This window comes from Streptomyces sp. NPDC047028, from assembly GCF_040644095.1.
Taxonomy (GTDB): domain Bacteria; phylum Actinomycetota; class Actinomycetes; order Streptomycetales; family Streptomycetaceae; genus Streptomyces.
Window position 1 is genome coordinate 288,166 of sequence record NZ_JBEYVS010000002.1, and the last position, 21,369, is coordinate 309,534.

Annotated in this window: 13 protein-coding genes and 1 pseudogene; 2 read left to right on the forward strand and 12 right to left on the reverse strand. The window is 74.4% G+C overall.

What is annotated here, in order from left to right; genetic code table 11:
- The first annotated feature begins 11 nt into the window (after positions 1-11).
- Positions 12-899, forward strand: a complete 888-nt coding sequence (gene mltG, locus ABZ854_RS03420) for an endolytic transglycosylase MltG (RefSeq protein ID WP_361203473.1) — start codon at positions 12-14, stop codon at positions 897-899.
- A gap of 142 nt (positions 900-1,041) precedes the next feature.
- Here mltG and ABZ854_RS03425 read toward each other — a convergent pair whose 3' ends face one another.
- Positions 1,042-2,127, reverse strand: coding sequence for an NAD(P)-binding domain-containing protein (locus ABZ854_RS03425; RefSeq protein ID WP_361203476.1), 1,086 nt, complete (start codon positions 2,125-2,127; stop codon positions 1,042-1,044).
- An 81-nt stretch (positions 2,128-2,208) separates the two neighbouring features.
- On the opposite strand from ABZ854_RS03425, the gene ABZ854_RS03430 reads away from it, so the two are divergent.
- Positions 2,209-2,631, forward strand: a complete 423-nt coding sequence (locus ABZ854_RS03430; protein ID WP_129310873.1) for a secondary thiamine-phosphate synthase enzyme YjbQ — start codon at positions 2,209-2,211, stop codon at positions 2,629-2,631.
- Between the two features lie 40 nt (positions 2,632-2,671).
- Here the strand turns inward: ABZ854_RS03430 and ABZ854_RS03435 are convergent, their stop codons facing one another.
- From ABZ854_RS03435 to ABZ854_RS03485, 11 genes and pseudogenes are all read right to left on the reverse strand, one after another.
- Positions 2,672-3,523, reverse strand: coding sequence for a PIG-L family deacetylase (locus ABZ854_RS03435; protein WP_361203479.1), 852 nt, complete (start codon positions 3,521-3,523; stop codon positions 2,672-2,674).
- 128 nt (positions 3,524-3,651) lie between these two features.
- A complete protein-coding gene (locus tag ABZ854_RS03440) occupies positions 3,652-4,389 on the reverse strand; it encodes a class I SAM-dependent methyltransferase (RefSeq protein WP_361203482.1) in 738 nt (245 codons plus the stop codon).
- A 186-nt stretch (positions 4,390-4,575) separates the two neighbouring features.
- The gene (locus ABZ854_RS03445; RefSeq protein WP_129310879.1) at positions 4,576-4,791 is read right to left on the reverse strand and encodes a DUF4177 domain-containing protein; all 216 of its coding nucleotides are present in this window, start codon (positions 4,789-4,791) and stop codon (positions 4,576-4,578) included.
- Positions 4,792-4,953: 162 nt separating this feature from the next.
- Complete coding sequence (locus tag ABZ854_RS03450) at positions 4,954-6,735, reverse strand: DEAD/DEAH box helicase (protein ID WP_361203486.1); 1,782 nt, start codon at positions 6,733-6,735, stop codon at positions 4,954-4,956.
- 87 nt (positions 6,736-6,822) lie between these two features.
- Positions 6,823-7,026, reverse strand: a complete 204-nt coding sequence (locus tag ABZ854_RS03455; protein ID WP_030575165.1) for a cold-shock protein — start codon at positions 7,024-7,026, stop codon at positions 6,823-6,825.
- A gap of 616 nt (positions 7,027-7,642) precedes the next feature.
- Positions 7,643-8,067 (reverse strand): annotated as a pseudogene (locus tag ABZ854_RS03460) (hypothetical protein); the annotation flags it as partial.
- A 184-nt stretch (positions 8,068-8,251) separates the two neighbouring features.
- Entirely contained in the window at positions 8,252-9,013 is a 762-nt protein-coding gene (locus ABZ854_RS03465) for a LuxR C-terminal-related transcriptional regulator (RefSeq protein ID WP_361203536.1), read from the reverse strand.
- 357 nt (positions 9,014-9,370) lie between these two features.
- The gene (locus tag ABZ854_RS03470; RefSeq protein WP_361203490.1) at positions 9,371-11,188 is read right to left on the reverse strand and encodes a hypothetical protein; all 1,818 of its coding nucleotides are present in this window, start codon (positions 11,186-11,188) and stop codon (positions 9,371-9,373) included.
- The gene (locus tag ABZ854_RS03475; protein ID WP_361203492.1) at positions 11,185-14,772 is read right to left on the reverse strand and encodes a DUF5682 family protein; all 3,588 of its coding nucleotides are present in this window, start codon (positions 14,770-14,772) and stop codon (positions 11,185-11,187) included. Before ABZ854_RS03475 ends, ABZ854_RS03470 begins: the two co-directional genes overlap by 4 nt.
- A gap of 83 nt (positions 14,773-14,855) precedes the next feature.
- Positions 14,856-16,025, reverse strand: coding sequence for an AAA family ATPase (locus tag ABZ854_RS03480; RefSeq protein WP_361203495.1), 1,170 nt, complete (start codon positions 16,023-16,025; stop codon positions 14,856-14,858).
- Between the two features lie 178 nt (positions 16,026-16,203).
- On the reverse strand, positions 16,204-21,225 hold the full coding sequence (locus ABZ854_RS03485) for a hypothetical protein (protein WP_361203498.1): 5,022 nt from the start codon (positions 21,223-21,225) through the stop codon (positions 16,204-16,206).
- Between the last annotated feature and the right edge of the window lie 144 nt (positions 21,226-21,369).

Here is a 21,369-nt window from a genome sequence, read left to right on the forward strand (position 1 = left end):
ACCGTGCCCGCATGCAGATGAACATTCCGCCACGCGGCACGATGCGCCTGACGCGCCGGGGCAAGCTCGTCCTCGCCGTGGCCGGCGCCGTCCTGGCCGGCACCGCCGTGGCGGTGCCGCTGCTGACCGTGCACAACACCCCCCGTGAGGTGGCGAAACCGGTCACCCTCGTCGTCCCGGAGGGCGAGCGCTCGGGCCAGATCTACGACGCCGTCGACAAGGCCCTGAAACTGCCGCCGGGCAGCACCCGCAAGTCCGTCGGGAAGGCCGGCCTGAAGCTGCCCGGTGAGGCCGAGGGCAACCCGGAGGGCTACCTCTTCCCGGCGACGTATCCCGTCCCGAAGGGCGCGACACCCGAGTCGATGCTGCGGTCCATGGTCGACACCGCCAACCAGAAGTTCAGCGCGGCGCCGGTCGCGGCCGGGGCGCAGCAGAACCCGATGAACCTCTACCAGACCGTCACCGTCGCCAGCATCGTCCAGGCCGAGGCCGACACCAAGGCCGACATGGGGAAGGTGGCCCGGGTCGTCCTCAACCGGCTGCAGCGCGGCATGCCCCTGCAGATGGACTCCACCCTCAACTACGCGCTGAACCGCAGCACCGTGAACACCAGCACGGACGACACGCGGATCGAGAGCCCGTACAACTCCTACCAGCGGATGGGATTGCCGCCCACCCCCATCGACAGCCCCGGTGAGGACGCGATGGCGGCCGCGCTGAACCCGCCGCCGGGCGACTGGCTGTACTTCGTCACGGTCAAGCCGGGCGACACCCGCTTCACGGCCGACTACGCGCAGCACATGCGCAACGTGGCCGAGTTCAACGCCCGGCACCAGCCGAAGACGCAGAGCCCGGGTGCCACTGCTCCACGGACCCCGGCGGCTTCACCGGGACGGTGACGGGCGCTCGCCGAGGGGCGGCCCGGCACTCCGGCCGGCGCCGCGAGGTTCCGTCGGCCATCACGCCTGTCGGCCATCACGCCCGTCGGCGTCCGCCCGTGGTCCGGTCCGCCCGTCGGCCGTCACGCCCATCGATGGGCCCTCAGGCCGCCAGCGGCTCCGCGGCCAGCAGTCTCCTGATGTCGCGGGCCGCCGCGCGTCCGGCGCGATTGGCGCCGACGGTGCTGGCGGACGGCCCGTAGCCGACGAGGTGGACACGGGGATCGCGCACCGCGCGGGTGCCCTCCACGCGGATCCCGCCGCCCGGCTCCCGCAGCCCCAACGGTGCCAGATGACCGAGCGCGGGCCGGAAGCCGGTCGCCCACAGAATGACGTCGGCCGCGACGCGCCGGCCGTCCGGCCCGGCGCCCCACTCCACCCCGTCCGGAGTGATCCGGTCGAACATCGGCTGCCGGTCCAGGACCCCGTCCGCGAGCCCCTGCCGTACGGCGTCGGTGAGGGGGAGCCCGGTGACCGAGACGACGCTCCTCGGCGGCAGCCCCCGCCGCACCCGGTCCTCGACCAGAGCCACCGCCGCACGCCCCGCCTCCTGGTCGAACGGACCCTCCCGGAACACCGGCGGCCGCCGCGTCACCCAGGTGGTGGAGGCCGCGTACGGTGCGATCTCCAGCAGATGCTGGGTGCCGGACGCGCCGCCGCCCACCACGACGACCCGCAGCCCGCCGAACTCCTCCGGTCCCGCGTACTGCGCGGTGTGCAGTTGCCTCCCGCAGAAGGACTCCTGGCCCGGGTAGCGGGGCCAGAACGGGCGGTCCCAGGTGCCGGTCGCGTTGATCAGCGCCCGCGTCGACCACATGCCGTCCGAGGTGTCGACGAGCAGCCGTCCGCCGTCCCCCTCGCGCACGGCGCGCACCCGCACGGGGCGCCGTACCCGCAGCCCGAAGGTCCTCTCGTACCGGTCGAAGTACTCGCGGATCACCTCGGCCGAGGGCCGGTCCGGATCGGCGCCCGTCAGTTCCATGCCGGGCAGGGCGTACATCCCGTGCACCTTGCCGTACGTCAGCGACGGCCACCGGAACTGCCAGGCACCGCCCGGGCCGGGGGAGTGGTCGAGGACCACGAAGTCGCGCTCCGGCACGAGACCGGTGCGCCGCAGGTGGTAGGCGCCGGCCAGCCCGGCCTGACCGGCGCCGATGACGACTGCCTCGACCTCACGCGTTTCGTTCACGCTTCTACCAACCGGCGGCCGTCCGTGGATCTTCCCGGCGCCGCGGCGTGTGAAAGCCCGCCCATGGGTGAGGATGAGGGCATGTCCGATGCCTTCACCACCCGAACGCTGAACATCGCCACCGGCTCCCGGGAGCGGGTCGTCGACCTCACCCGGGACTGCGAGGACTTCCTGAGCGAGGCGGCGGCCGGACGCGACGGCCTGCTGAACCTCTTCGTCCCGCACGCCACCGCCGGCATCGCGATCATCGAGACCGGCTCGGGAAGCGACGACGACCTCCTCGCCGCCCTGCACAGCCTCCTGCCCGCCGACGACCGCTGGCAGCACCGCCACGGCAGCCCCGGCCACGGCCGCGACCACGTCCTCCCCGCGATCGTCCCCCCGCACGCCACACTCCCGGTGATCGCGGGCCGCCTGGAACTGGGCACCTGGCAGTCCGTGTGCCTGGTCGACACCAACCGGGACAACCCCGACCGTCACGTGCGGCTGAGCTTCCTGGGTTGAGCCGGTCCTCGCACCGCGGAAGACGGCCGCGGGCAGGCGCTCAGCGCAGGCCGGCGAAGAGGTCGTTCTCGGGCAGGGCCGCGCCCGTGGTGTCATGGACCCGGACGAACGTCTCCACGCCCATGAGCTGGGTGAACCTCTCCTTGCCCATCCGCAGGAAGAAGATGTTCTCGCCCTGGCTGGCATGCGCGGCCAGGGCGTCGAACTTCTGGCCGCCGAACTCAGTCGTGTCCACCCACGTGGTGATCTCCTCGTCGGGCAGGCCGATCTCGGGCATCGCTCCGGACTCGGCAGGATCCGGCTGATCCGTGTGATCCGGCTCCTCCCACTCCGCGCCGAACTCGCGCATGATCTTCCCGAACTCCTGCATCATCGAGCGCGGGGCGGTCGTCCAGTACACCTTCGGAGCCATCCCGGTGAGCGAGAGCGCCGCCATGGTGATCCGGTTGGCCTGGATGTGATCGGGGTGGCCGTAGAAGCCGTTCTCGTCGTAGGTCACGACGACATCAGGCTGGTGACGCCGCATCAGTTCGGCCAGCCGGGCGGCCGCCTCGTCCACGGGCGTGCTCCAGAACGAGCCCGGCGCGGTGTTGGCCGGCCAGCCCATCATCCCGGAGTCGGCGTACCCGAGCAGTTCGAGGTGACTGATGCCCAAGACCTCGCAGCTGGCTTCGAGTTCGGCTCGCCGCATCTCGGCGACGGCGGCGGGATCGTGCCCGGGGTCGCCCGGCTTGGCACCGCCGGGGCCGTCACCGCACGCGCCGTCGGTACAGGTGACGAGCACGGTGCGGATGCCCTCCGCCGCACAGCGGGCCAGGACGCCCCCTGTACCCGTGGCCTCGTCGTCGGGGTGAGCGTGCACTGCCATCAGCGTCAAGGGCCGGTCAGCCATGAGGTCCATCCCTGGTCGGTCAAGTGGTAGGTGCCAGTCTGCGGCACAGCGGTACCCGACCGCCCGCAGCCCGCCGGGAGCCACGGCCGGGGATCACCTCCCGGACGGCGTGCGTGTCAAGCGGCGCCTCACTCCGGCTTGCGCCACACGGAGATGTGCTTCGTGGAGTCCTGGCCGAACGGTGACCCGTCCCAGTCCGCGACGCGTCGTTCCAGTCCGAGCCCCGCGATCCGGGCCATCAGGTCCAGCTCGGCCGGCCACGCGTACCGGTGCCGGGAGTCGTCGCGGCGGTAACGGCCGTCGTCGCCACGCGTGAGGTGGTGCGAGACGAGGAGCTGCTCGACCAGGTCGAAGGTGTCGAAACCGAGGTGCCGCTCGGACACGTCGAAGGGCACCGCGACCTGACCGGGCGGCAGGAGTCGCAGGGGCGGTACGCCCAGTTCGACGACGAAGCGGCCACCGGGCGCCAGGTGACGCGCGGCGTTGCAGAAGCACTCGACCTGTTCGTCCTGCGTGAGCAGGTTCGAGATGGTGTTGTAGACGAGGTAGACCAGGGTGAACTCGCCCGGGACGACGGTGGTGGCCATGTCCCCGATGATGACCGGGAGCGTGTCTTCGTCGACCTTGCGCCGCAGGACCGCCGCCATGTGCGGGGACAGTTCGATGCCCACGACCGGTACGCCGCGTTCCCGGAGCGGGACACCCACCCGCCCGGTGCCGATGGCCAGCTCCAGAGCCCCGCCGTCTCCGGCGAGTTCGGCTAGGAAGTCGACGGTCGGTCCGAGGACGGCGGCCGAGGACATCTCGGTCTCCTCGGCGTCGTAGCGGTCGGCGTTCGCTCGGGTCCACAGCTCACTGCTCGTCACGGGCGGCCACTCTGCCGGACGGGGCGGGGCGGTGTCGAAGCATTTGCGCCACCGCCGGGCCGGCGGCACGACTCGGAGGAACCTGCCCCGGCCGCGAGCGGCGTGCCGCTGTGGTGGGACGGCACAGGGCCCGTACGTACGAGCCGGCGGAGCGCGCCGTTCCCTGTGCCGCCAGAACCGCGGCCGTCAGCGGCGCGGACGCTCGAGGGTGAGCAGCAGACCCTCGACCGCACCGGGCCCTATACGGCCCTTGACGTCGGCGGACGTGATCGCCTTGAGCGCCCAGCCGTCCTCGGCGTGCTTGTTCAGGACCTTCTCCAGCTTGTCGCTGTCCAGCGCGTCGCCGATCAGCGATTCGCGGAAGGTGACGACCTTGTACTCGAGTGCGGCGGGGTTGCTCATGGCTGGGACCTTCCCTCGGATGGACCGGTTGGACGAACCGGCACAGCCAATCACCTTTCGGCGGCGCCGCACACTGGGGGGCCGGGTCAGTGCGGGAAGCACCGTACGCCCGGCTTCGTACGGGGACGGGCCAGGCGGACCGGACCCGCCCGAGGCCGGGGATCAGGCGCCGCCGGACGCCGAACGCCGGCCGGACGCGCGGCGGGCCCCGCCGGAGCCGGCACCGGAGCCTGCACGGGCACCGGAGCCGGAGGCGGCACCGGACGCCGTACCGCCGCCGGCCCGCCGACCGGAACGGCTGCCGCCCGAGCCCCCCGCACCGGCGGCCGCGGCCGTGGACTTGCCGCCCCCCGACCGGCGGCCGGAGCCGCGCCCGCCGCCTGCGGACGGCTGGCCGGCCCCGGCCACACCGGCGGCAGCGGTCCCGCGCGCCGAGCCCTGGTCCCTCGCTCCCGAGGCAGCCCGGCGCGTCGCGCCCTCGTCCCTCGCTCCCGACGCGCCCCTGCGGCCCGCGCCCTGGGTGCTGGCACCGGTACCGCCGCCCGCCGCCTCCGCGCCGCCCGCCCTGCGGCGGCGACTGGACCGCCTGCCCGGCTCGGCACCGGCCCTCCGCTCCCGGCGGGGCGCGGGCGGGGTGGCCGGCTGGGGAACCTCGATGGTGACGGGCACGCCGGACGGCTCACGGGCGCCGGTGATGGTGGCCAGTTCCGCGTCGGCGGACGTGACGCGGGCCGTCCTGGCGCGGATGCCCGCGTCGGACATGAGCCGGGTGACCTCCCGCTTCTGCTCGGGCAGGACCAGCGTCACCACGCTGCCGGACCCTCCGGCGCGGGCCGTACGGCCGCCCCGGTGCAGGTAGTCCTTGTGGTCGGCGGGCGGATCGACGTTCACGACGAGGTCGAGGTCGTCGACGTGGATGCCTCGCGCCGCGACGTTCGTCGCCACCAGCGCGGTGACCTGCCCGTTCTTGAACTGCTCCAGGGTGCGGTTGCGCTGCGGCTGGCTGCGGCCCCCGTGCAGCGCCGCCGCGCGGACACCGACCGCCAGGAGCCGCTTGGCGAGCCGGTCGGCGGACCGCTTCGTGTCCAGGAAGAGGATGACCCGGCCGTCCCGGGCCGCGATGCGCGTGGTCACGGCCTTCTTGTCGGTCTCGTCCAGGACGTGGAGCACGTGGTGCTCCATGGTGGTCACCGCCCCCGCGGACGGGTCCACCGAGTGCACGACGGGGTCGGTCAGGAACCGCTGCACCAGACGGTCGATGTTGGCGTCCAGCGTGGCCGAGAAGAGCATGCGCTGCCCGTCGGTCCGCACCTGCTGGATCAGCCTGGTGATCTGCGGCAGAAACCCCATGTCGGTCATCTGGTCGGCCTCGTCCAGCACCGTGACCCGCACGTCCCCGAGCACGCAGTCTCCGCGCTCCACGAGGTCGTTGAGCCTGCCCGGAGTCGCCACGAGCACCTCGGCGCCGCGCCGCAGCGCACCGGCCTGCTTGGTGATGGACAGCCCGCCGACCACGGTGGCGAGGCGCAGGTTCACCGCCGTGGCGTAGGGGGCCAGCGCGTCCGTCACCTGCTGGGCCAGCTCACGGGTGGGCACCAGCACGAGGGCGAGCGGCGCCTTGGGCTCGGCCCGCAGCCCGGCGGTGCGAGCCAGCAGGGCCAGCCCGAACGCGAGGGTCTTGCCGGAACCGGTCCGCCCGCGCCCCAGCACGTCACGCCCGGCGAGCGAGTTCGGCAGTGTGGCGGCCTGAATGGGGAAAGGGGTGGTGACACCCTCGGCGGCGAGGGCCTTCAGCAGCGCCTCGGGCATCGCCAGACCGGCGAAGTCCTCGACGGGGGGAAGCGCGGGCGTCGTGTTTTCCGGCAGCCGGAATTCCCTGGACGACGACGCGGACGGTGCGGGCGACGAGGGGCGCCGGTTCGACTTCTGGGGCCTGCGGGACATGCGGATATCTGCCTTCCTGGAAACAGCGCAAACCGGGGCCCGCACCCTCACGGTGCGAACCCCGGTGAGCGAAAACGCCGCCGGCGATCAGGCGGGGACGATGTTCTCCGCCTGCGGGCCCTTCTGGCCCTGCGTGACGTCGAAGGAGACCCGCTGGCCCTCCTGCAGCTCACGGAAGCCCTGGGTGGCGATGTTCGAGTAGTGGGCGAAGACGTCCGGGCCGCCGCCGTCCTGCTGAATGAAACCGAAACCCTTTTCGGAGTTGAACCACTTCACGGTTCCCTGTGCCATGACTTTCTCCTTCTGTAGGCAGAGGCCCCATCCGGAGAAGCCGGAAAAAAACAACTAATGCGCCTGAGGAGAAACATTCCTGTCAGGCGCACATAGGTTCATGGGTACCACAACTGCAACTCCTGAAAGCGTAGCACAGCGGCCGGGCACCGCTCGGCTTCCCCGGCTCCTCCGGGCGAGGCGGACTGGGAATCGGCCGAAGATCCTTCTACCGTGGGATCTGCCTCCCCGGTGGGGGCCGACGACGTGAAGGGGGCCCGGTGTAAGCCGAGTTGGGGACACTCGCCGCGCAGGGGGCCACGACCCTGATCGGTCTCATGGCCGCGGACGTGTGGACACACCTCAAACAGAGGACACGCCGGCTCACCGGGTGACTCTCCCGCCGGGGCGCCGGGGAGGAGGAGCTGGAGGCCTCCCGAGAGGAACTGGACGAGGCCCGGCAGCGGGGCGACGAGGACGAGGTGACGCCCCGCCTCGCCGTCGCCTGGGAACGGCACCTGCACACCATCCTGAGCGACCACCCGGAGGCGGCCGAGGAACTGCGGCGACTGCTGGCCGACCTCCTGCCGGCGGCGTCGTACGACATCACCTTCGACGTGCGGTCCACCGGGCCGACCGGTATCAGGCCGGACAGCCGGTCGTGCGGGCCGCGCGAGTCCGGGACCCGCTTCTGGAAGCCCACGCCGTGCGGCAGCACCGGGACCGGGTGGTCGCCCTCGGGTATCTCCAGGTTCTCGCTGGCCGTGAGCAACAGGTCGGGTCGGCTCCCCGCGAGCTGCTCCCAGGGCATGACCCGGCACCCGGAGGCGTGCAGGAGGTCCAGCACGCCCGAGGCGAACGCGGAGGTGGGGTCGTAGGCGAAGACGACGCTCACTCGCGGGTCGTCACGCAGGAGCGCGGGCAGCGATTCGAGCACGCGCACGGTCGAGTGACGGTACGGGCGGCGACGACGAGGGTCCGCTCGGCCGGGAAGGTGCGCCAGCGCTCGGCGTCCGGGCCTACCGGAACCCGCAGGAAGGGCAGGGACACCGGCAGGGACAGGGGGGACAGGGGACTACGACCGGACAACACGTCCGCCCCCGCACCCCGAAGCTCCTACCGCTGGCGGCTCACGGCTCGCGGGCACTGTTGCCGTATCAGGGGACAAGTTGGGTGACAACCCTTCAGGTACGAGCGCCGCAGGTGAACCGGTCCACCGTAACGAATCGGGGGTGCCGGCCCAGGGCTACGCCGGACGGGACGCCGGGACCAGGCCGAGCCGCTGGGCGCGCAGCACGGTGCTGACCCGGTCGCGGGTGCCGAGCTTGCGGTAGATGTTCTCGACGTGCTTGTGCACCGTCCGGGCCGAGATGCCCAGGCGACGGCCGATGGAGTCGGCGGTCAGGGCGTCGGTGAGCAGCAGCAGGACGGTCGTCTCGCGGGGCGTCAGCGCGCAGTCCGCCGCCCGTTCGTCCAGCTCCGCCGCCGGTCCGGCCGACCGCCACTCCACCAGCAGCTGCCGCTGCCGCTCCACCCCGCCCAGCAGTGGCTGCACCCGCTCGGCCATGTCGAGGTGGTCGTCGGTGAAGTCCCGGCCGGAGCGGTAGACGAGGCACCCGGTGATCGGTGCGGTGGTCCCCGGCAGGGGCAGCGCCAGTACGTGGTGCACGCCGAGGGCGTCGCTGAGCAGGCGTGCGGTCGGGCTGTGCGGCCAGGACCGCCCCACCACCCTGAGCGCGGTGAGCGGTACCCGGTCCGGCCGGGCGGCGTAGTGATCGGCGAACGGGTAGCCCGCGCGGACGAGGCCCAGCTGGTCGTCCCCGAGCCGGGCCAGTTCGGCGCCGGCCGCGTCCGGTGCCGTACCGACCGTGCCCCGGCGTTCGCTCCACTCGTCCAGCTTGTAGATCACCGCCTCCCCACCGCACAGCTCGGTGAGGGTGCTGCCGAGCAGGGGCCACAGGCGCTCCGGTTCCCGTTCGTGGAGCGCCGCCACAGCGATCGCGGCCATCCGTTCGTAGGCCCTGTCCAGCCCTCGTGCCACGTGTTCCTCTCCGGGTGTGCCGTCCGTCCTGCCGCCGACCCCGTCCGTAGAGCGTACGTACTTGTACGCATACCCGTGCCGCTCCGGGGCGGAGCAGAATGCCTCCAGGCGGCGGCCGACCTGCTCGGACGCGCGCCGGAGGCATGCCGGGCGGGCCGCCGGCACGGGGGAACGGCGGCCCGCCCGGTGTGTCCTCGGGAACCTCCCCCAAGTGGCGCCCGAAGGGGCGCGGGGGACTGCGCGACCAGCCCCACCGGCCCGCGGAACCGGCACCCTGCTTCCCTCGGCTCCCTCACCGTTCCCCGCCTCCTTGGCAGGGCCGCCTCACCCGCCCCAGGCCGCCACGCACAGCGCACGGTCCACCGCGTCGGTGTAGTGGGCCGCAGCCAGCCAGGCCCGGGTGAAACGGTCCGGATCGGCCGGCCGCAGGCGGCCGAATTGATCGCGGTCCCGCTCCGCGGCCGCCGCGTTCAGTTCCTCCAGGATGTCGCCGGCCGTCGCGAGCCCGTCCCGGCTCAGCCGCCGCGCGTCGGCGCCGGTGCGGCCCGGGAAGGACAGCGCACGCCGGCCGCCCGAGGCCGCCTGGTGGACGCGGCGCCGCAGCAGGTGCACCGGCGCCTCGGCCGGCGCGGGAGCGAGGACGTCGGCCGGTGCCCCCGGCCGCCCGGCCGGCAGGTCCGCTCGCAGCAACCTGTCCAGGCCGATGTCGACCCGGGTGCCGGCGACGGTCGGGTGCTCGCTCGCCAGGAGCTGGGCGCGGGCATGCGAGGCCGGGGCGAGCCGGGCGACGATCCGCAGCCGGCTGCCCCGCGCGGCGGACAGCAGACGCAGGTTGTCCCGGTGCGGGAGCGCCGGATGCTCGTGCGCGGCGCTCAGCCTCAGCGGAACTCCGCCGCAATCGGCCAGCAGACAGTCACCCGCCGCCTCCCGGACCGCGCCGGCGAGTGTGACCTCGATGAACAGCAGGTCTTGGCCGCTCTCGCTCAGGGCCCGCGCGACCTGGTCCGCGACGGGCACCGCCCACAGCCGGTCCAGTGGCTCCGCGCGCCAGGCCGCACCGGCGGCGCGCACCGCCCGTACACGGGCGCCCGCACCGAGCCGCCCGGTCGGCGACACCGTGGCCCCCGACACCGCGAGCCCCGCCCGGGACAGCTCACGGTGGGTCAGGGCCGTGTCCCCGACGCGTACGGCCCGGTCCGCGGCGCCCGCCGCCCGGCCCGCCCCTCCCGGCGCCACGTCCGCCACCTGGTACAGGCGGCCCTCCGCGTCGGCGGTCCAGGTGACCGCGCCCGCGTAGCCGCTCGCCGTGAGCACCGGCTCGGAGAAGAGGCCGTACAGCCGCAGTGAGCCGTCCGGACGGTACGGCTGCCGGACGCTGCCGCGCAGCCCGGCCAATTCCGCCCCCTCGGCCCGGGGGAGGCGATGGGCCGTGGACAGCACCTCGCGGAGTGCCGCGACGAGGTCGACCAGGTGGTATGCGGGGTCGGCGCCGCGGGCAGCGCGCAGGGCGGTGACCACGGAGACGGCGGAGGCCGCGGCCTTGGGCAGCCCCGCGAGTCGCGCGGTGTGTCCGGCCCGCAGCAACTCGGCCTGGAGCACAGCTCCGGAACCGTCCGCGCCGGCCTCCAGCACGGCGCTCGCGGCGACGTGGATCGCGCGGGCCGCGGAGCGCTGCTCGGGCGTGGCCGTCTCACGCGGTCCGTTCGCCTCGGCCGGTATGTCCGGCCCGCCGGTCTCGGGGTTCCCGGAGCCGGCCGCGGCCGCTGCTGAGTTCGGTTCCGTGCGCGATGCCGTGTGGGGTCCCGTGCGCGGTGCCGTGTCGGATCCCGCCGTCGCTCCGGCGGCGGGTTCCTCTTCCGCTATCGGTGCCGCCGACGCCGCCGCGGCGCGGTGCAGGCAGTCCGGAGCCAGCAGACAACCGCAGCGCACGGCGTCCGCGCTCGTCACCGCGCCGCCGGGAGCGTCGAGTTCGACGTACGTGCTGTCGTCTACGGCGATGCGGACGGTGTCGCCGTCGTCGACGACCGGCCGGTCCGCGAGCTTGGCGACGCCCGCGTCGAGACGCTTGCGCAGCCGGGGCGACAGCGCGGCGACCAGTTCGGCGGTCACCGACGGGGCGACCCGAGGCAGGCCCGGGCTCATACGGTCTTCTCCCTTACCCAGCGGGCGAGTTCGAGCGGGCTGAGGGCCGCGACCGGCATGCCGGCGGCGACCAACTGCCCTGCCACGCCGGTCGAGTACCGGGGGCGGCCCGCGTCGTCGAGGCTCGCGCAGCCGAGCACCTGACAGCCGGCCCCGACCAGCGCGCGGACCTCGGCGAGCAGCCCGCCGAGCGGAAAGCCCTCCTCGAAGTCGCTGACGACCACGACGAGTGTGCGGGACGGCACCGTCACCAGTTCCCGGGCGTGCCGCAGTCCGGCCGCGATGTGCGTGCCACCGCCCACACTGACCTCCAGCAGCAGCGACAACGGGTCGTCGACGTGGCCGGTGAGGTCGACGACCTCGGTGGAGAACGCCAGGAAGTGCGTGGAGAGGGTGGGAACTCCGGCGAGGACGGAGGCCGTCAGCGCCGCCCAGATCGTGGACGCCTCCATCGACCCCGACACGTCGGTGACCAGGATGAGCCGCCAGTCCGCGGCCCGCTTGGCCCGGGCGCGGAACACGGGTCGTTCCGGAATCACCTGGACCGAACCGTCCGGGGTGCGGCGCGCCGTCGCCAGGTTGGCGCGCAGCGTTCGGGGTAGGTCGAGGCCCCCGCCCGGGCGCCGGCTCGGGCGCGGCAGGGCGGTGCCGTGTAGGGCGGGACGCAGCCGGGTGGCGAGCTGCCGGGTCAGGGCCTCGACCAGGTGCCGGACCAGGGGACGCAGCGCCGCCAGCCTGGCCTCGGGCAGGCCGCCGGCGTGGCGGAGCACCGAGCGCAGCAGATCCACCGAGGGCCGTACGGTGTCCGGTTCCAACTCGGCGAGCACGTCTTGTCGGCCCGTCGCGGCGGCCGCCGCCAGCACCTCTTCCCGGACGCCCGGTCCGAACAGTGCGGCCAGCTTCTCCGACCACTCCCGTACACCGGGATACGGCGCCTCGCGTCCGCCGCCGCTCCCCGAGCCGACGAGGCCGCCCCGGCTTCCTTCGCCGCGCCCGCTGCCGTACAGCTCGTCCAGCGCTGTGGCCAACGGACGTGCGGTGGAGGGGAGTTTCTCGCTGCGGCGGCCCAGTACGAGGCGCCAACGGTCGGCGGGGGCGAGGTGGCGCCCGGCTGTTGAGCCGTCCGGGGTGCCGGGGACTCCGGCGTGGTCCGCGGGTTCGGTGCGGGCGGATGCCGCGGCCCGCGAGGACGACGGCCCAGGGTCCTGGGCCTCGACGGCGGGGGGAGCCAGCTGTGCCTGTGGGGATGCGGGAGGCAGCAGACCCAGCGCGGCGAGAGCCTCGCGTGCGGCGAGGTCGGCGCGGGCCCAGTTGGCCAGGGCGAGCGGGTCGGCGGGGGCGGTGTCGGCCAGGCGCGCTGCGCCGAGCCGCTCCTCCACGGTGACCAGGAGTCGGTCGCGGGCGGCGGGGCTGAGGGCGTCGAATCCGCCGCGCAGCGCCGGCAGCCGGTCCAGGAAGTCCCGGTCGGGCAGCTCCGCCACCCGGTTCAGCAGCGGCTCAAGGGCGGGTGCCGCGGACTCCAGCAACGGGCCCGCCGCGGTGAGCAGTCCGGCGAGGCGCGCGGTGAGCGCCGACCGGGACGCGGTGTCGTGGGCGCCGTCCACCCAGGACGCCACCCGGTCGCCGAACGCCCGCGGATCGTCCTGCCCGAGCAGCACGCGTACGGCCCCCGCGGCGCCGCGCATCAGCGGGGAGCCCCCTTCGGCCAGCCGGGCCAGCGCGTCGGTCAGCCGGATACCCCCCACCAGGTCGGCCCGGTGGGCGAGTTCGAGGAGGGCCCGGGCGTCGGAGGGGTCCTCGGATCCGGTGAGCCCGTCCACTTGGCGCACCGCGGCGGCGGTGAGCGACTCGGCCACGGCGGCCGCCCGCGCCGTACGGTGCTCGTCGGCGTCCAGCCCGGCGATGTGACCGGCCCGCAGCCGGTCCAGCAGGGCCAGCCCGGCGAGGAGTTCGGGCAGGGTGCCAGAGTCGGGCAGCACCTTCGCGGTGTCGGTGAGCCGTTCGCCTGTGAGGACCGGCAGGCCGCATTCCGCCGCCTCCTCAAGGCCCCGCAGGGTCTGGGCGGCGGTTGGACCACCCTCGTCGCGCTCGTCACGCCACCGCTCCCGCAGCAGGCCCTCGACCGCCTGGGCGGGGGTGACCCCGCGGATGCCGGCCGCGGTCAGCACCGCCGCCGTGGCCGGGGTCCAGCGCACCTCCCAGCGGGACGTGAGGGCGTCGGCGCCGCCCGTGCCGGCGACCGCCTTGGGCTCCGCGTAGGGCACGCCGCACACCGTCAGCCGGCGCAGCAGGAGTTCGCGGCGGCGGTCGAGGCCGGAACGGAGCGGGTCGAGCCGTAGGTCCCGAGCCGAGCCCGGGCCGCTGTCCGCCGGCCCCGGGAGCCCCAGCGCGGACAGTTCCGCCTCCACCGCCGGCACCAGCCCGCTGCGCGGCGCGCCCGGCGCCGGCCGGCCGGCCCGCGTCCCGACGAGCACCGTCTCCAGTGCCCGCGCGACGGCCCGCCCCCTGCCGTACGGCTCGCCCTGCGCGAGGACCGTCTGCACCGCCTCCACCAGCTCGCCCCGGCCCGCCGCGGGGAGTCCGCGCAGCCGGGCCAGATCCCCGGCCAGCCGTACGATCTCCCGCGCGTCCGCGGGCCCCGACGGGTGGCCGAGGGCGCGCAGTTCCGCACAGATCCGTACGGCCGCCCGGGTCAGGACGTCGTCCAGCGCGGTGGGATCCCCCGCCGATTCGAGCACCATGTGCTGCCACTCGGGGTCCCGGATTCCCGCGGGGTAACCGGACCGGGCGTCCAGCAGCGCGTAGGTGTAGGGAATGAGCGACGTGGTCCACACCGGGCGCGGTGCCGTGCTCCGCCCGGTGCCGTCGGCATCGCGAGACGGGCCACCGCTGGCCCCGTCGCCGGCGCCTTCCACCCCGAGAGGTCCCCGGAGCGCCGGGGCGTGGAACGCGCCCACCACCACCGCGGCACGCTCGCCGTTCGCCGTGGCCCCGGCCAGACAGGACCGCATCCACTGCTCGCGCCGTAGATCCAGCTCCGGTACGCCGGCCGAGGCGACGGCGTCCTGGCGCAGCGCCCAGCCGGTGAGCAGGGCTGCCCGCCGCAGCGCCTCCGGTGGAGAGCCCGGGGCGGTGGCCTCTACGAGCCGGTCCCACAGGTCGTCCCCGGGGCGCCCGGTCAAACGGGCGCGGAGCGCGGTGACGAGACCGGGGGGCGAGGGCGGTCGCGGGAAGCTCTGCCGCTCACCCCATGCCCGGTCCGTGAGCGGCAGGTCGCAGGCGACCACGGGTACGTCCCGGCGCGCTGCCCACCGCACTGCCGCCAACTCGGGCGAGAATTCGGCGAAGGGGTAGAAGGCCGGGCCCGTCTCCCCGTCGGCGGAGGCGGCGGCCAGCGCGACCGGCGCCCGGGTGTCCTCGTGGGCCAGCCAGGGCAGCCAGTCCTTCAGCTCCGCGGGCAGTTCCACGAGCAGCACGTCGGGCTCCGCCGCGTCCAGCAGCGCCGGCACGGCAGCGGCCAGGGAGGGCGCGTGGTGGCGCACCCCGATCAGGTAGGGCGCCCCCGGGGCGGTGAGGGCCGCCATGGCTGCTTCCGGCGTGGTGGGGTTGGCGGACGCAGGCGTTCCGTGCGGGGCGGTGGCAACCGGAGATGTGGGGTGCACGGTCGTCAGCCCTCCAGAACCGTGCGCAGGTCCCACAGGGTGCGCCAGGTGGCGGAGCCCTGCTCGGCGCGCCGCCGCACGGGCCCGTCCCAGTAGCCGCGCAGCCGCGCCGCGTCGGCCGGGTCGTCCTTGCGTACGACACCGAGCAGATGGCCCGGAAGCAGCCCGAGGACGTCGCGGTCACCGGGGAAGTAGGCAGCCGCCAGTCCGAGCGCGCCCGCCACGGACACGGCCTCGGCGGTGCTCATCACCGTGGACGGACGTTCCACCTCCCAGCCCTCCGCCGACCGCCCCTCCCGCAGGTCCCGGAAAGCGATGACGAGGGCTTCCAGCACCGCGTCGTCGACCTGGAACGGCGCCCCGGCCCGCTCCACGGACGCCCTGGCCTGCCCCCGGACCAGCGCGGTCTCGGCGTCGAGGTCGGGGATCGGGCCCACCGTCTCGAAGTTGAAGCGGCGTTTGAGCGCGGCGGACATCTCCGAGACGCCCTTGTCCCGCAGGTTGGCCGTGGCGATGAGACTGAAGCCCGGCGCGGCGTGCGCCGACGCGTCCTCGGTGCCGGCCAGTTCGGGCACCGCGATGCGCCGCTCGGAGAGCAGGGACACCAGCGCGTCCTGCACTTCCGGCAGACAGCGGGTGACCTCCTCGACGCGGGCGACGGCTCCCCGGGTCATCGCGGTGAGCACCGGAGACGGCACGAGCGCCTTCCGGCTGGGGCCCTGCGCGAGCAACAGGGCGTAGTTCCAGCCGTACTTGAGCTGGTCCTCGGTCGTGCCCGCCGTTCCCTGCACCACCAGGCCACTGGTGCCGCACACCGCGGCGGACAGCAGCTCCGACAGCATGGACTTGGCGGTACCGGGCTCACCGACGAGCAGCAGTCCCCGCTCACCGGCGAGTGTGACGACGCATCGCTCCACCAGCGCCCGGTCACCGACGAACTTGCCCTCCACCACCAGTCGGCGCGACACACCCTCGGGCGCCCGGGCGTCGTCGGGCAGCCGCAGCGCCTGTCCGCCGCTGCCCATGACGAACGTGACGACGGCCCTCGGCGTGAGACGCCACGCGGGCGGCCGCGGCCCGCTGTCGTACGCGGCGAGAAAGGCCAGTTCGGCGGCGAACCGGTCCTCGGGCGGCACGATCTGCCGCATCGGGTCGGGAGCGAGAGCGGTGGTCATCGGCGTGGATCCTTCGGGGTGGCGCGGAGGGGGATGGTGGGGCCGGAACCGGTGCGGAGGGAACCGGTGCGGAGGGAACCGGTGCCCGAGCCGGACGAGCCGGAGCCGGACGTACCCGAGCCGGAAGAGCACGAGCCGGCCGGTCCGGCCGCCGGGACAGTGGTCGTTGGTGTGCCGTTCATCGGCGCCGCCCCTTCCGGGTCGCCCGTGTGGTCAGTTCCTCGTACGCCGGGGCGTCACCGGACCCGACACGGGCCCAGGCCCGTGCGAACAACTCCGGGACCGGGAGCAGCGGGAGCGTGCGGCCGTGGCCCATGACCGGGTACAGCCCCTCCTTCCAGGTCTCCACCGGCAGCGCGGGTGACTTCAGGTCGCGCCAGCCGCCCGGCAGGAACAGGGTCCGTCCGGCGCGCGGCCGCTGGGCCTCCACGACCAGTTCGGTGGCGGCCAGTTCGGCCCGCGCCCGCTTCAGGCGGGCGGGCTTCCAGCCGGTCCAGCGTGCGCAGTTGCGGTCGGTGGGGTCGGGCAGCGCCAGCAACTGTAGGTAGAGCGCCGCGGCGTCCTCGCCCAGACCGTGGGCCGCGGCTATCTCGGCGACCAGCGCGGGCACGGAGACGGTGGGGTCCTGCGCATAGCCGCCGGTGCCGTCGAGACCTGCCGTGACGGCCCGCGCCAGTTCCTCGCCGAGCACGGTGTGCAGGGTCCGCAGGCCGTCGCCGCGCGCGGGGCCGGCCAGGCCTTCGAGCAGCCCGAGGACGGCGTCGTCGGGGCCGGTGAGCGCGGCCGGGCGGACCTGCACGCTCTCGATGTCGCGGTACCAGGGGCGCAGCACGATCGCGTCGCCTATCCGGGTCAGCCCGTGCGCGTCGCCGCCTCCGGACTCGGGCAGGCCGTGGAGCCTGCGGAGTTCCACCGCGATGGAACCGCCCTTCTCGGTCCAGTCGACGTCGAGACCGAGGAGCAGTTCCGGGTCGGTCAGCCGGCGGCGCAGCGCGGCGAGCCCCTCCGGCAGGGCGGCGCGCAGCGAATGGGCGTACGGCAGGACGTAAGCCAGCGAGGCGAGGGACGTCACCGCGGCGCTCAGTTGGTGCCGGCTGGGTACGGCCGAGGGGTCCTCCGGCGCGAGGGTGCCGTCCTTGTCGGGACGCAGCACCGTGGTGCGGCTCAGCCAGGGTGTCCGGGACGGGTTGAGTACCTCCTCCGTGTATCCGATGCCGGTCAGGTCGGCGGCGAGTTCCTCGGGTACCCGGACGAGCGAGGCGAGCCGCTCGGCCCACACCCGCCCCGCGGCCTCCGTGTCCGGACCGCTGGTCCACAGGTCCGCGGGGTCCGCCGGCAGCAGTGCGCCGAGCAGGGACCAACGCTCGTCAGAAGTGAGCGAGTTCAGCCGGCCGACGCCGAAGTCCCGCTGGCGCGGCTTGAGTCCCAGCAGGGCCATGCCCTCGGCGTCCGGCTCCGGTACGAGGCCGCCGAGCAGCACGGTGGCCTGCAGCGGGCCCAGCCCGCCGCGCGTGGCCGTCACCAGCCGCTCGGGTGCCTCGGACTGCCAGGGCACCGCTCCCTTGTCCCGGGCCAGGCGGGTGACGGTCCTGAGGTCCGGGGCGGAGATCGTGGCGGCGTGCCGGGTCTCCTCGCCGAGCGTGAAGTGGGCGACGGCGCCGAACGCGCCGGACGGGTCGTGGTCCAGGGCCAGCCAGTTGACCCGGCCGTGCCGCGAGTCGATGTTCTGGCAGCCGAGGATCACCACGGTCCTGCCGTCCCGGCGCAGCACCTGGCCGGCGCGGTCCTGCCGGTCGTATGGCTCGCTCAGCACGATCTCCCGCAGTGTGCCGTCGGCCTCCGCGAGCGGCCCCTCGGCCACCGCCTCCAGCAGCAGGAGCAGGGGTTCGCGCCGGCTGTCGGCCACCACGGGGGACACGGCACGGTAGGCGATCGGGCGCAGTGCACTCAGGAGGGGCGGCCACACCGCGGTGTTGTCGGGAACCGTGTGGTCGTCGGTGCGCCAGCCACCGGTGAGGGCGTGGGTCTTCTCCTTCAGGGGCAGCGGCTTGCCGTCGGCGGGCCGGCCCGACAGCACGTGGTTGACGGCGCGGATCTGCCGGAGGGTGATCCACTGCTCCCCGTGCCACCAGCCGCGCAGTCCGGTGATCCCGGCGAGGGCCTCGCGCAGGGCGCGGTCCTGGCCGTGTTCCGGGCGGTAGTCGGCGAACATGCCCTCGGTGCGGTTGCGCGGCTGCCGGGGTCGCTCCCGCACCGGCGAGGCGAAGACCTCGGCGGACTCCGTGACGCGCAGTGCCGAGCGGACCAGGGCCGCGACGCCGGTGAGCAGGGGACCGTCGGTCAGGTCGGGCAGGGCGCGGGCTACTGCGGCGCGGGCGACCTTCTCGGCGGGCGGGACGGCGGACCTGGCGGTCTCGTCGGAACCGGCGTCGGTTAGCGCCTGCCGCCGCTGTGCGAGCGCCTCGGTACCGGCGCGCAGCACCTCGGCCGCGCGCCCGTCCGTGAGGGCGCGCAGCAGCGCCGAGCCCCGCTCGTCCCGGGGACGCAGGGCGTGCCAGTAGGGGAGCGGGGGCAGGAGCCGCGTCCCCGCCGCATACTCGTTGCTGCCGGTGCCTGGGAGCACCCGGCCCAGTTCGCCCGTGGCGGCGGTGTCCTCCGGCGCGAACAGGGCGACGTGCCGGAAGAACTGCACCGCGACCGGCTCGGCGCCACCGGGCAGCCGCAGCCCGCCGAGCGGCACGGGCACCTGCCCGGGGGCGTTCACCGGGACGGTCACGGTCCTCCCGTCGGGTGTGCCCGCGGCGCGGCGGGCCGTGTCGCCCTCGCCCTCCGCGCGCACCCAGCGGCCGAGCACGGTGCCGTCCGTGCCGAATGGGCTGCCCTCCAGGCCCGGTTGCAGCGGCAGCACTTCGCAGAGGCTCTGCAGCAGCCGGGCGTCGTCCCGGATGCCGGCCCGCAGCGGCGAGGGCAGGGACGCCCGGCCGTGCGTGCCGGTCGCCGGGTCGTACTCCAGCCAGACCGCCTCGCGGCCCTGCGCGCCCAGCCGCCAGCAGCCGGTGCCGTCCCCGGCGATGTGACGCCCCGGCGGCAGCACCGTGTCCCCCGCGTGCAGGGTGCGGCCACCCGTGGCACGGCCGCCGCCCGGCAGCGGGATCGACGGGGCGACCGTCTCGTTGCTCGACCACCACGAGGGGATCTGGTCCCCGCCGAGTTCGAACACGTCGGCGGCCCGGGCGGACCAGTAGCCGTACTGCTTGCTGTCCTGCCGCCACATCACCAGCAGTTCGCCGTCCACGTACCGGAACCGGGGGCGCTGCCAGCGGTCCGCTGCGTGCGGCACCCGCAGTTCGTGCTCCAGCAGCACCTCCTCGGGTCCGACGACGACGACCCGGTCGCCGCGGGCGACGATCAGGGCCGGCCAGGCGTCGTGGTGGGTGAGCGTGTCGTCCTGGCCCTTGCGGGTCTTGGCGTCGAGCAGGCGCAGCGCCTCCTCGAGTGCCGGCCAGCCCAGCTCGTCCAGGATTCCCGCGCGCAGCGTGCGACCGAGCAGCGGAGCGACCTCGTGCCCCGCGACACGCGCGACGGCGGCCGGGTTGACCTCGGCGGCGACGGGCCGGAAGGGCCGCAGCCGGTCGAGCGCGGCCCGCGCGCCGGGCAGTCCCACCGCGCGCAGGTAGTCATCGGCGGCCTCGTCCAGCCACTCGCGCAGCACCCCGGAGAGCACCGGATAGGTGGCGAGGCTCTTCTGTTCGGCGGAGCCGAGCCGGGCGGAGTGTCCCGTGCTCTCCGTGTCCAAGGCCTGGTGCAGCAGGCGCCGCAGGCGCCGGTCCGCGCCGGTGGCCACCAGGTCGCGGCGACCGGCCCGGGTGTCCTTCAGCCAGTCGGAGACGGGCAGGTGGACCCGCACGTCGGCGCCGGGCACCGTGAGCGGGACGCCCCGGGCCACGCACAGGTCGAGCAGGTCGAGATCGGCGCCCGCGTGCCAGCGGCCGGTGAACAGGTCGACCGGCCGGCCGGCGGCCACCAGCCGCGGGGCCATCCGCTCGACGAGGGCCAGCGTGGCGGGCGAGCGGTGGGAGTACGAGCGGCCGTGCTTGCGGAACGTGGCCCACCGGCTCAGCCAGTCGGCGGCGTCGGCAGGGCCGGGGGCGTCTGCGGGTCCGGCCTCGGCGGAGTCGTCGCCGGCGTCGGTCAGTAGCCGGTCCGCCCCGCACCCGGCGAGCAGGTCCAGCCAGAACTCGTCGTCCTCGACCGCGCGGCCCAGCCCGGCCGGCATGATCTCCAGCAGCCGGGAGCGGACCGCCGGCCGCCGTTCGGCGAGGACCGGCAGGACGGTGCGGTAGGCGTTCCAGAACGAGGCGGGCGCGCGGACGGCGGCGGGCGAGGCGATGAGATCGGCGACGAACGCGCACTCCTCGGTGGCCCGGTCCAGACCCGCCGCCTTGATCAGCCCGCGCGCGTCCTGCGGCAGTGAGGCGTACGGCGGCATGCCCGCCGCGCAGCGCTCCACGGTCAGCTGCCTGAACTGTGCCCACGCCGTGGCCGGGTCGAGCCGCCGGGAGAGGTCCTTCACATGCTCCTTGAGCGCCTTGACGGTGAGCGCACCTGCGAAGGCGAACTCCAGGAACACCGCCCGCTGTCGCTCCTCGTCCACCGTGAGCGCGTGCACCCGCTCGGCCTCGCGGGCCTTGCCGAAGAAGGCGGCCGCGTACGTGGTGTTCTCGTGCTGGAGGAAGATACGGGCGGCCTGCTCGTAGAACGTCGGCAGGAAGTGCGGCACGGCCCGGCCCAGCCGTTCGCCCAGCGCCTCGAAGCCCTCCTTCGCGGTGCCCGGACGGGACTTGGCCTGCCCGGCGAGCCGCTCGACGTCCTTGACCAGGGCGAGCGCGTGGTGCCCGTTCGCCGGGTCGTTGACCAGCGCCCAGGCCGGGAAGCCCAGGGTCACCCGGCGCACCTGACCGACCTCGGGCGCCTCCGGCTCCCGGGCCATGCCGAGGAACTCCAGCGCCAGGTCCTCGGCCTCGCCGAGCGTGCCGGGCACCAGCCGGACCACCCGGCGGTCGTCCAGGGCGGGATGCGTGTACGTGCGCACGGTGAGGCCGTCGGCGTCCTCCCGCGCGGACGTGCCCGGCGGCAGGACGGCGCCGGCGTCCAGCAGCGTGGCGACGGTGGTCTCGTCGTATCGTGTGATGCCCGTCATGCCGCCCTACCTTCTTGAGTGCGTCCCGTGAGTTCGCGACTCTGGGACGGCGCGGGTGGGGCAGGGATGGTTTTCATGCTGGCTGCCCTAGATGGCTCAGGTGGCTGATCCCCCTGCCCCGCCACTTCTTCCGGACTGCTGATT

Bases quoted from the DNA above. Each gene is read 5' to 3' on its own strand.
- ABZ854_RS03485 (WP_361203498.1), bottom strand. From the start codon at position 21,225: ATGACGGGCATCACACGATACGACGAGACCACCGTCGCCACGCTGCTG.
- ABZ854_RS03450 (WP_361203486.1), bottom strand. From the start codon at position 6,735: ATGTCCCGCAGGCCCCAGAAGTCGAACCGGCGCCCCTCGTCGCCCGCA.
- ABZ854_RS03445 (WP_129310879.1), bottom strand. From the start codon at position 4,791: ATGAGCAACCCCGCCGCACTCGAGTACAAGGTCGTCACCTTCCGCGAA.
- ABZ854_RS03470 (WP_361203490.1), bottom strand. From the start codon at position 11,188: ATGAGCCCGGGCCTGCCTCGGGTCGCCCCGTCGGTGACCGCCGAACTG.
- mltG (WP_361203473.1), top strand. From the start codon at position 12: ATGCAGATGAACATTCCGCCACGCGGCACGATGCGCCTGACGCGCCGG.
- ABZ854_RS03435 (WP_361203479.1), bottom strand. From the start codon at position 3,523: ATGGCTGACCGGCCCTTGACGCTGATGGCAGTGCACGCTCACCCCGAC.
- ABZ854_RS03480 (WP_361203495.1), bottom strand. From the start codon at position 16,025: ATGACCACCGCTCTCGCTCCCGACCCGATGCGGCAGATCGTGCCGCCC.
- ABZ854_RS03455 (WP_030575165.1), bottom strand. From the start codon at position 7,026: ATGGCACAGGGAACCGTGAAGTGGTTCAACTCCGAAAAGGGTTTCGGT.
- ABZ854_RS03430 (WP_129310873.1), top strand. From the start codon at position 2,209: ATGTCCGATGCCTTCACCACCCGAACGCTGAACATCGCCACCGGCTCC.
- ABZ854_RS03475 (WP_361203492.1), bottom strand. From the start codon at position 14,772: ATGGCGGCCCTCACCGCCCCGGGGGCGCCCTACCTGATCGGGGTGCGC.
- ABZ854_RS03465 (WP_361203536.1), bottom strand. From the start codon at position 9,013: ATGGCCGCGATCGCTGTGGCGGCGCTCCACGAACGGGAACCGGAGCGC.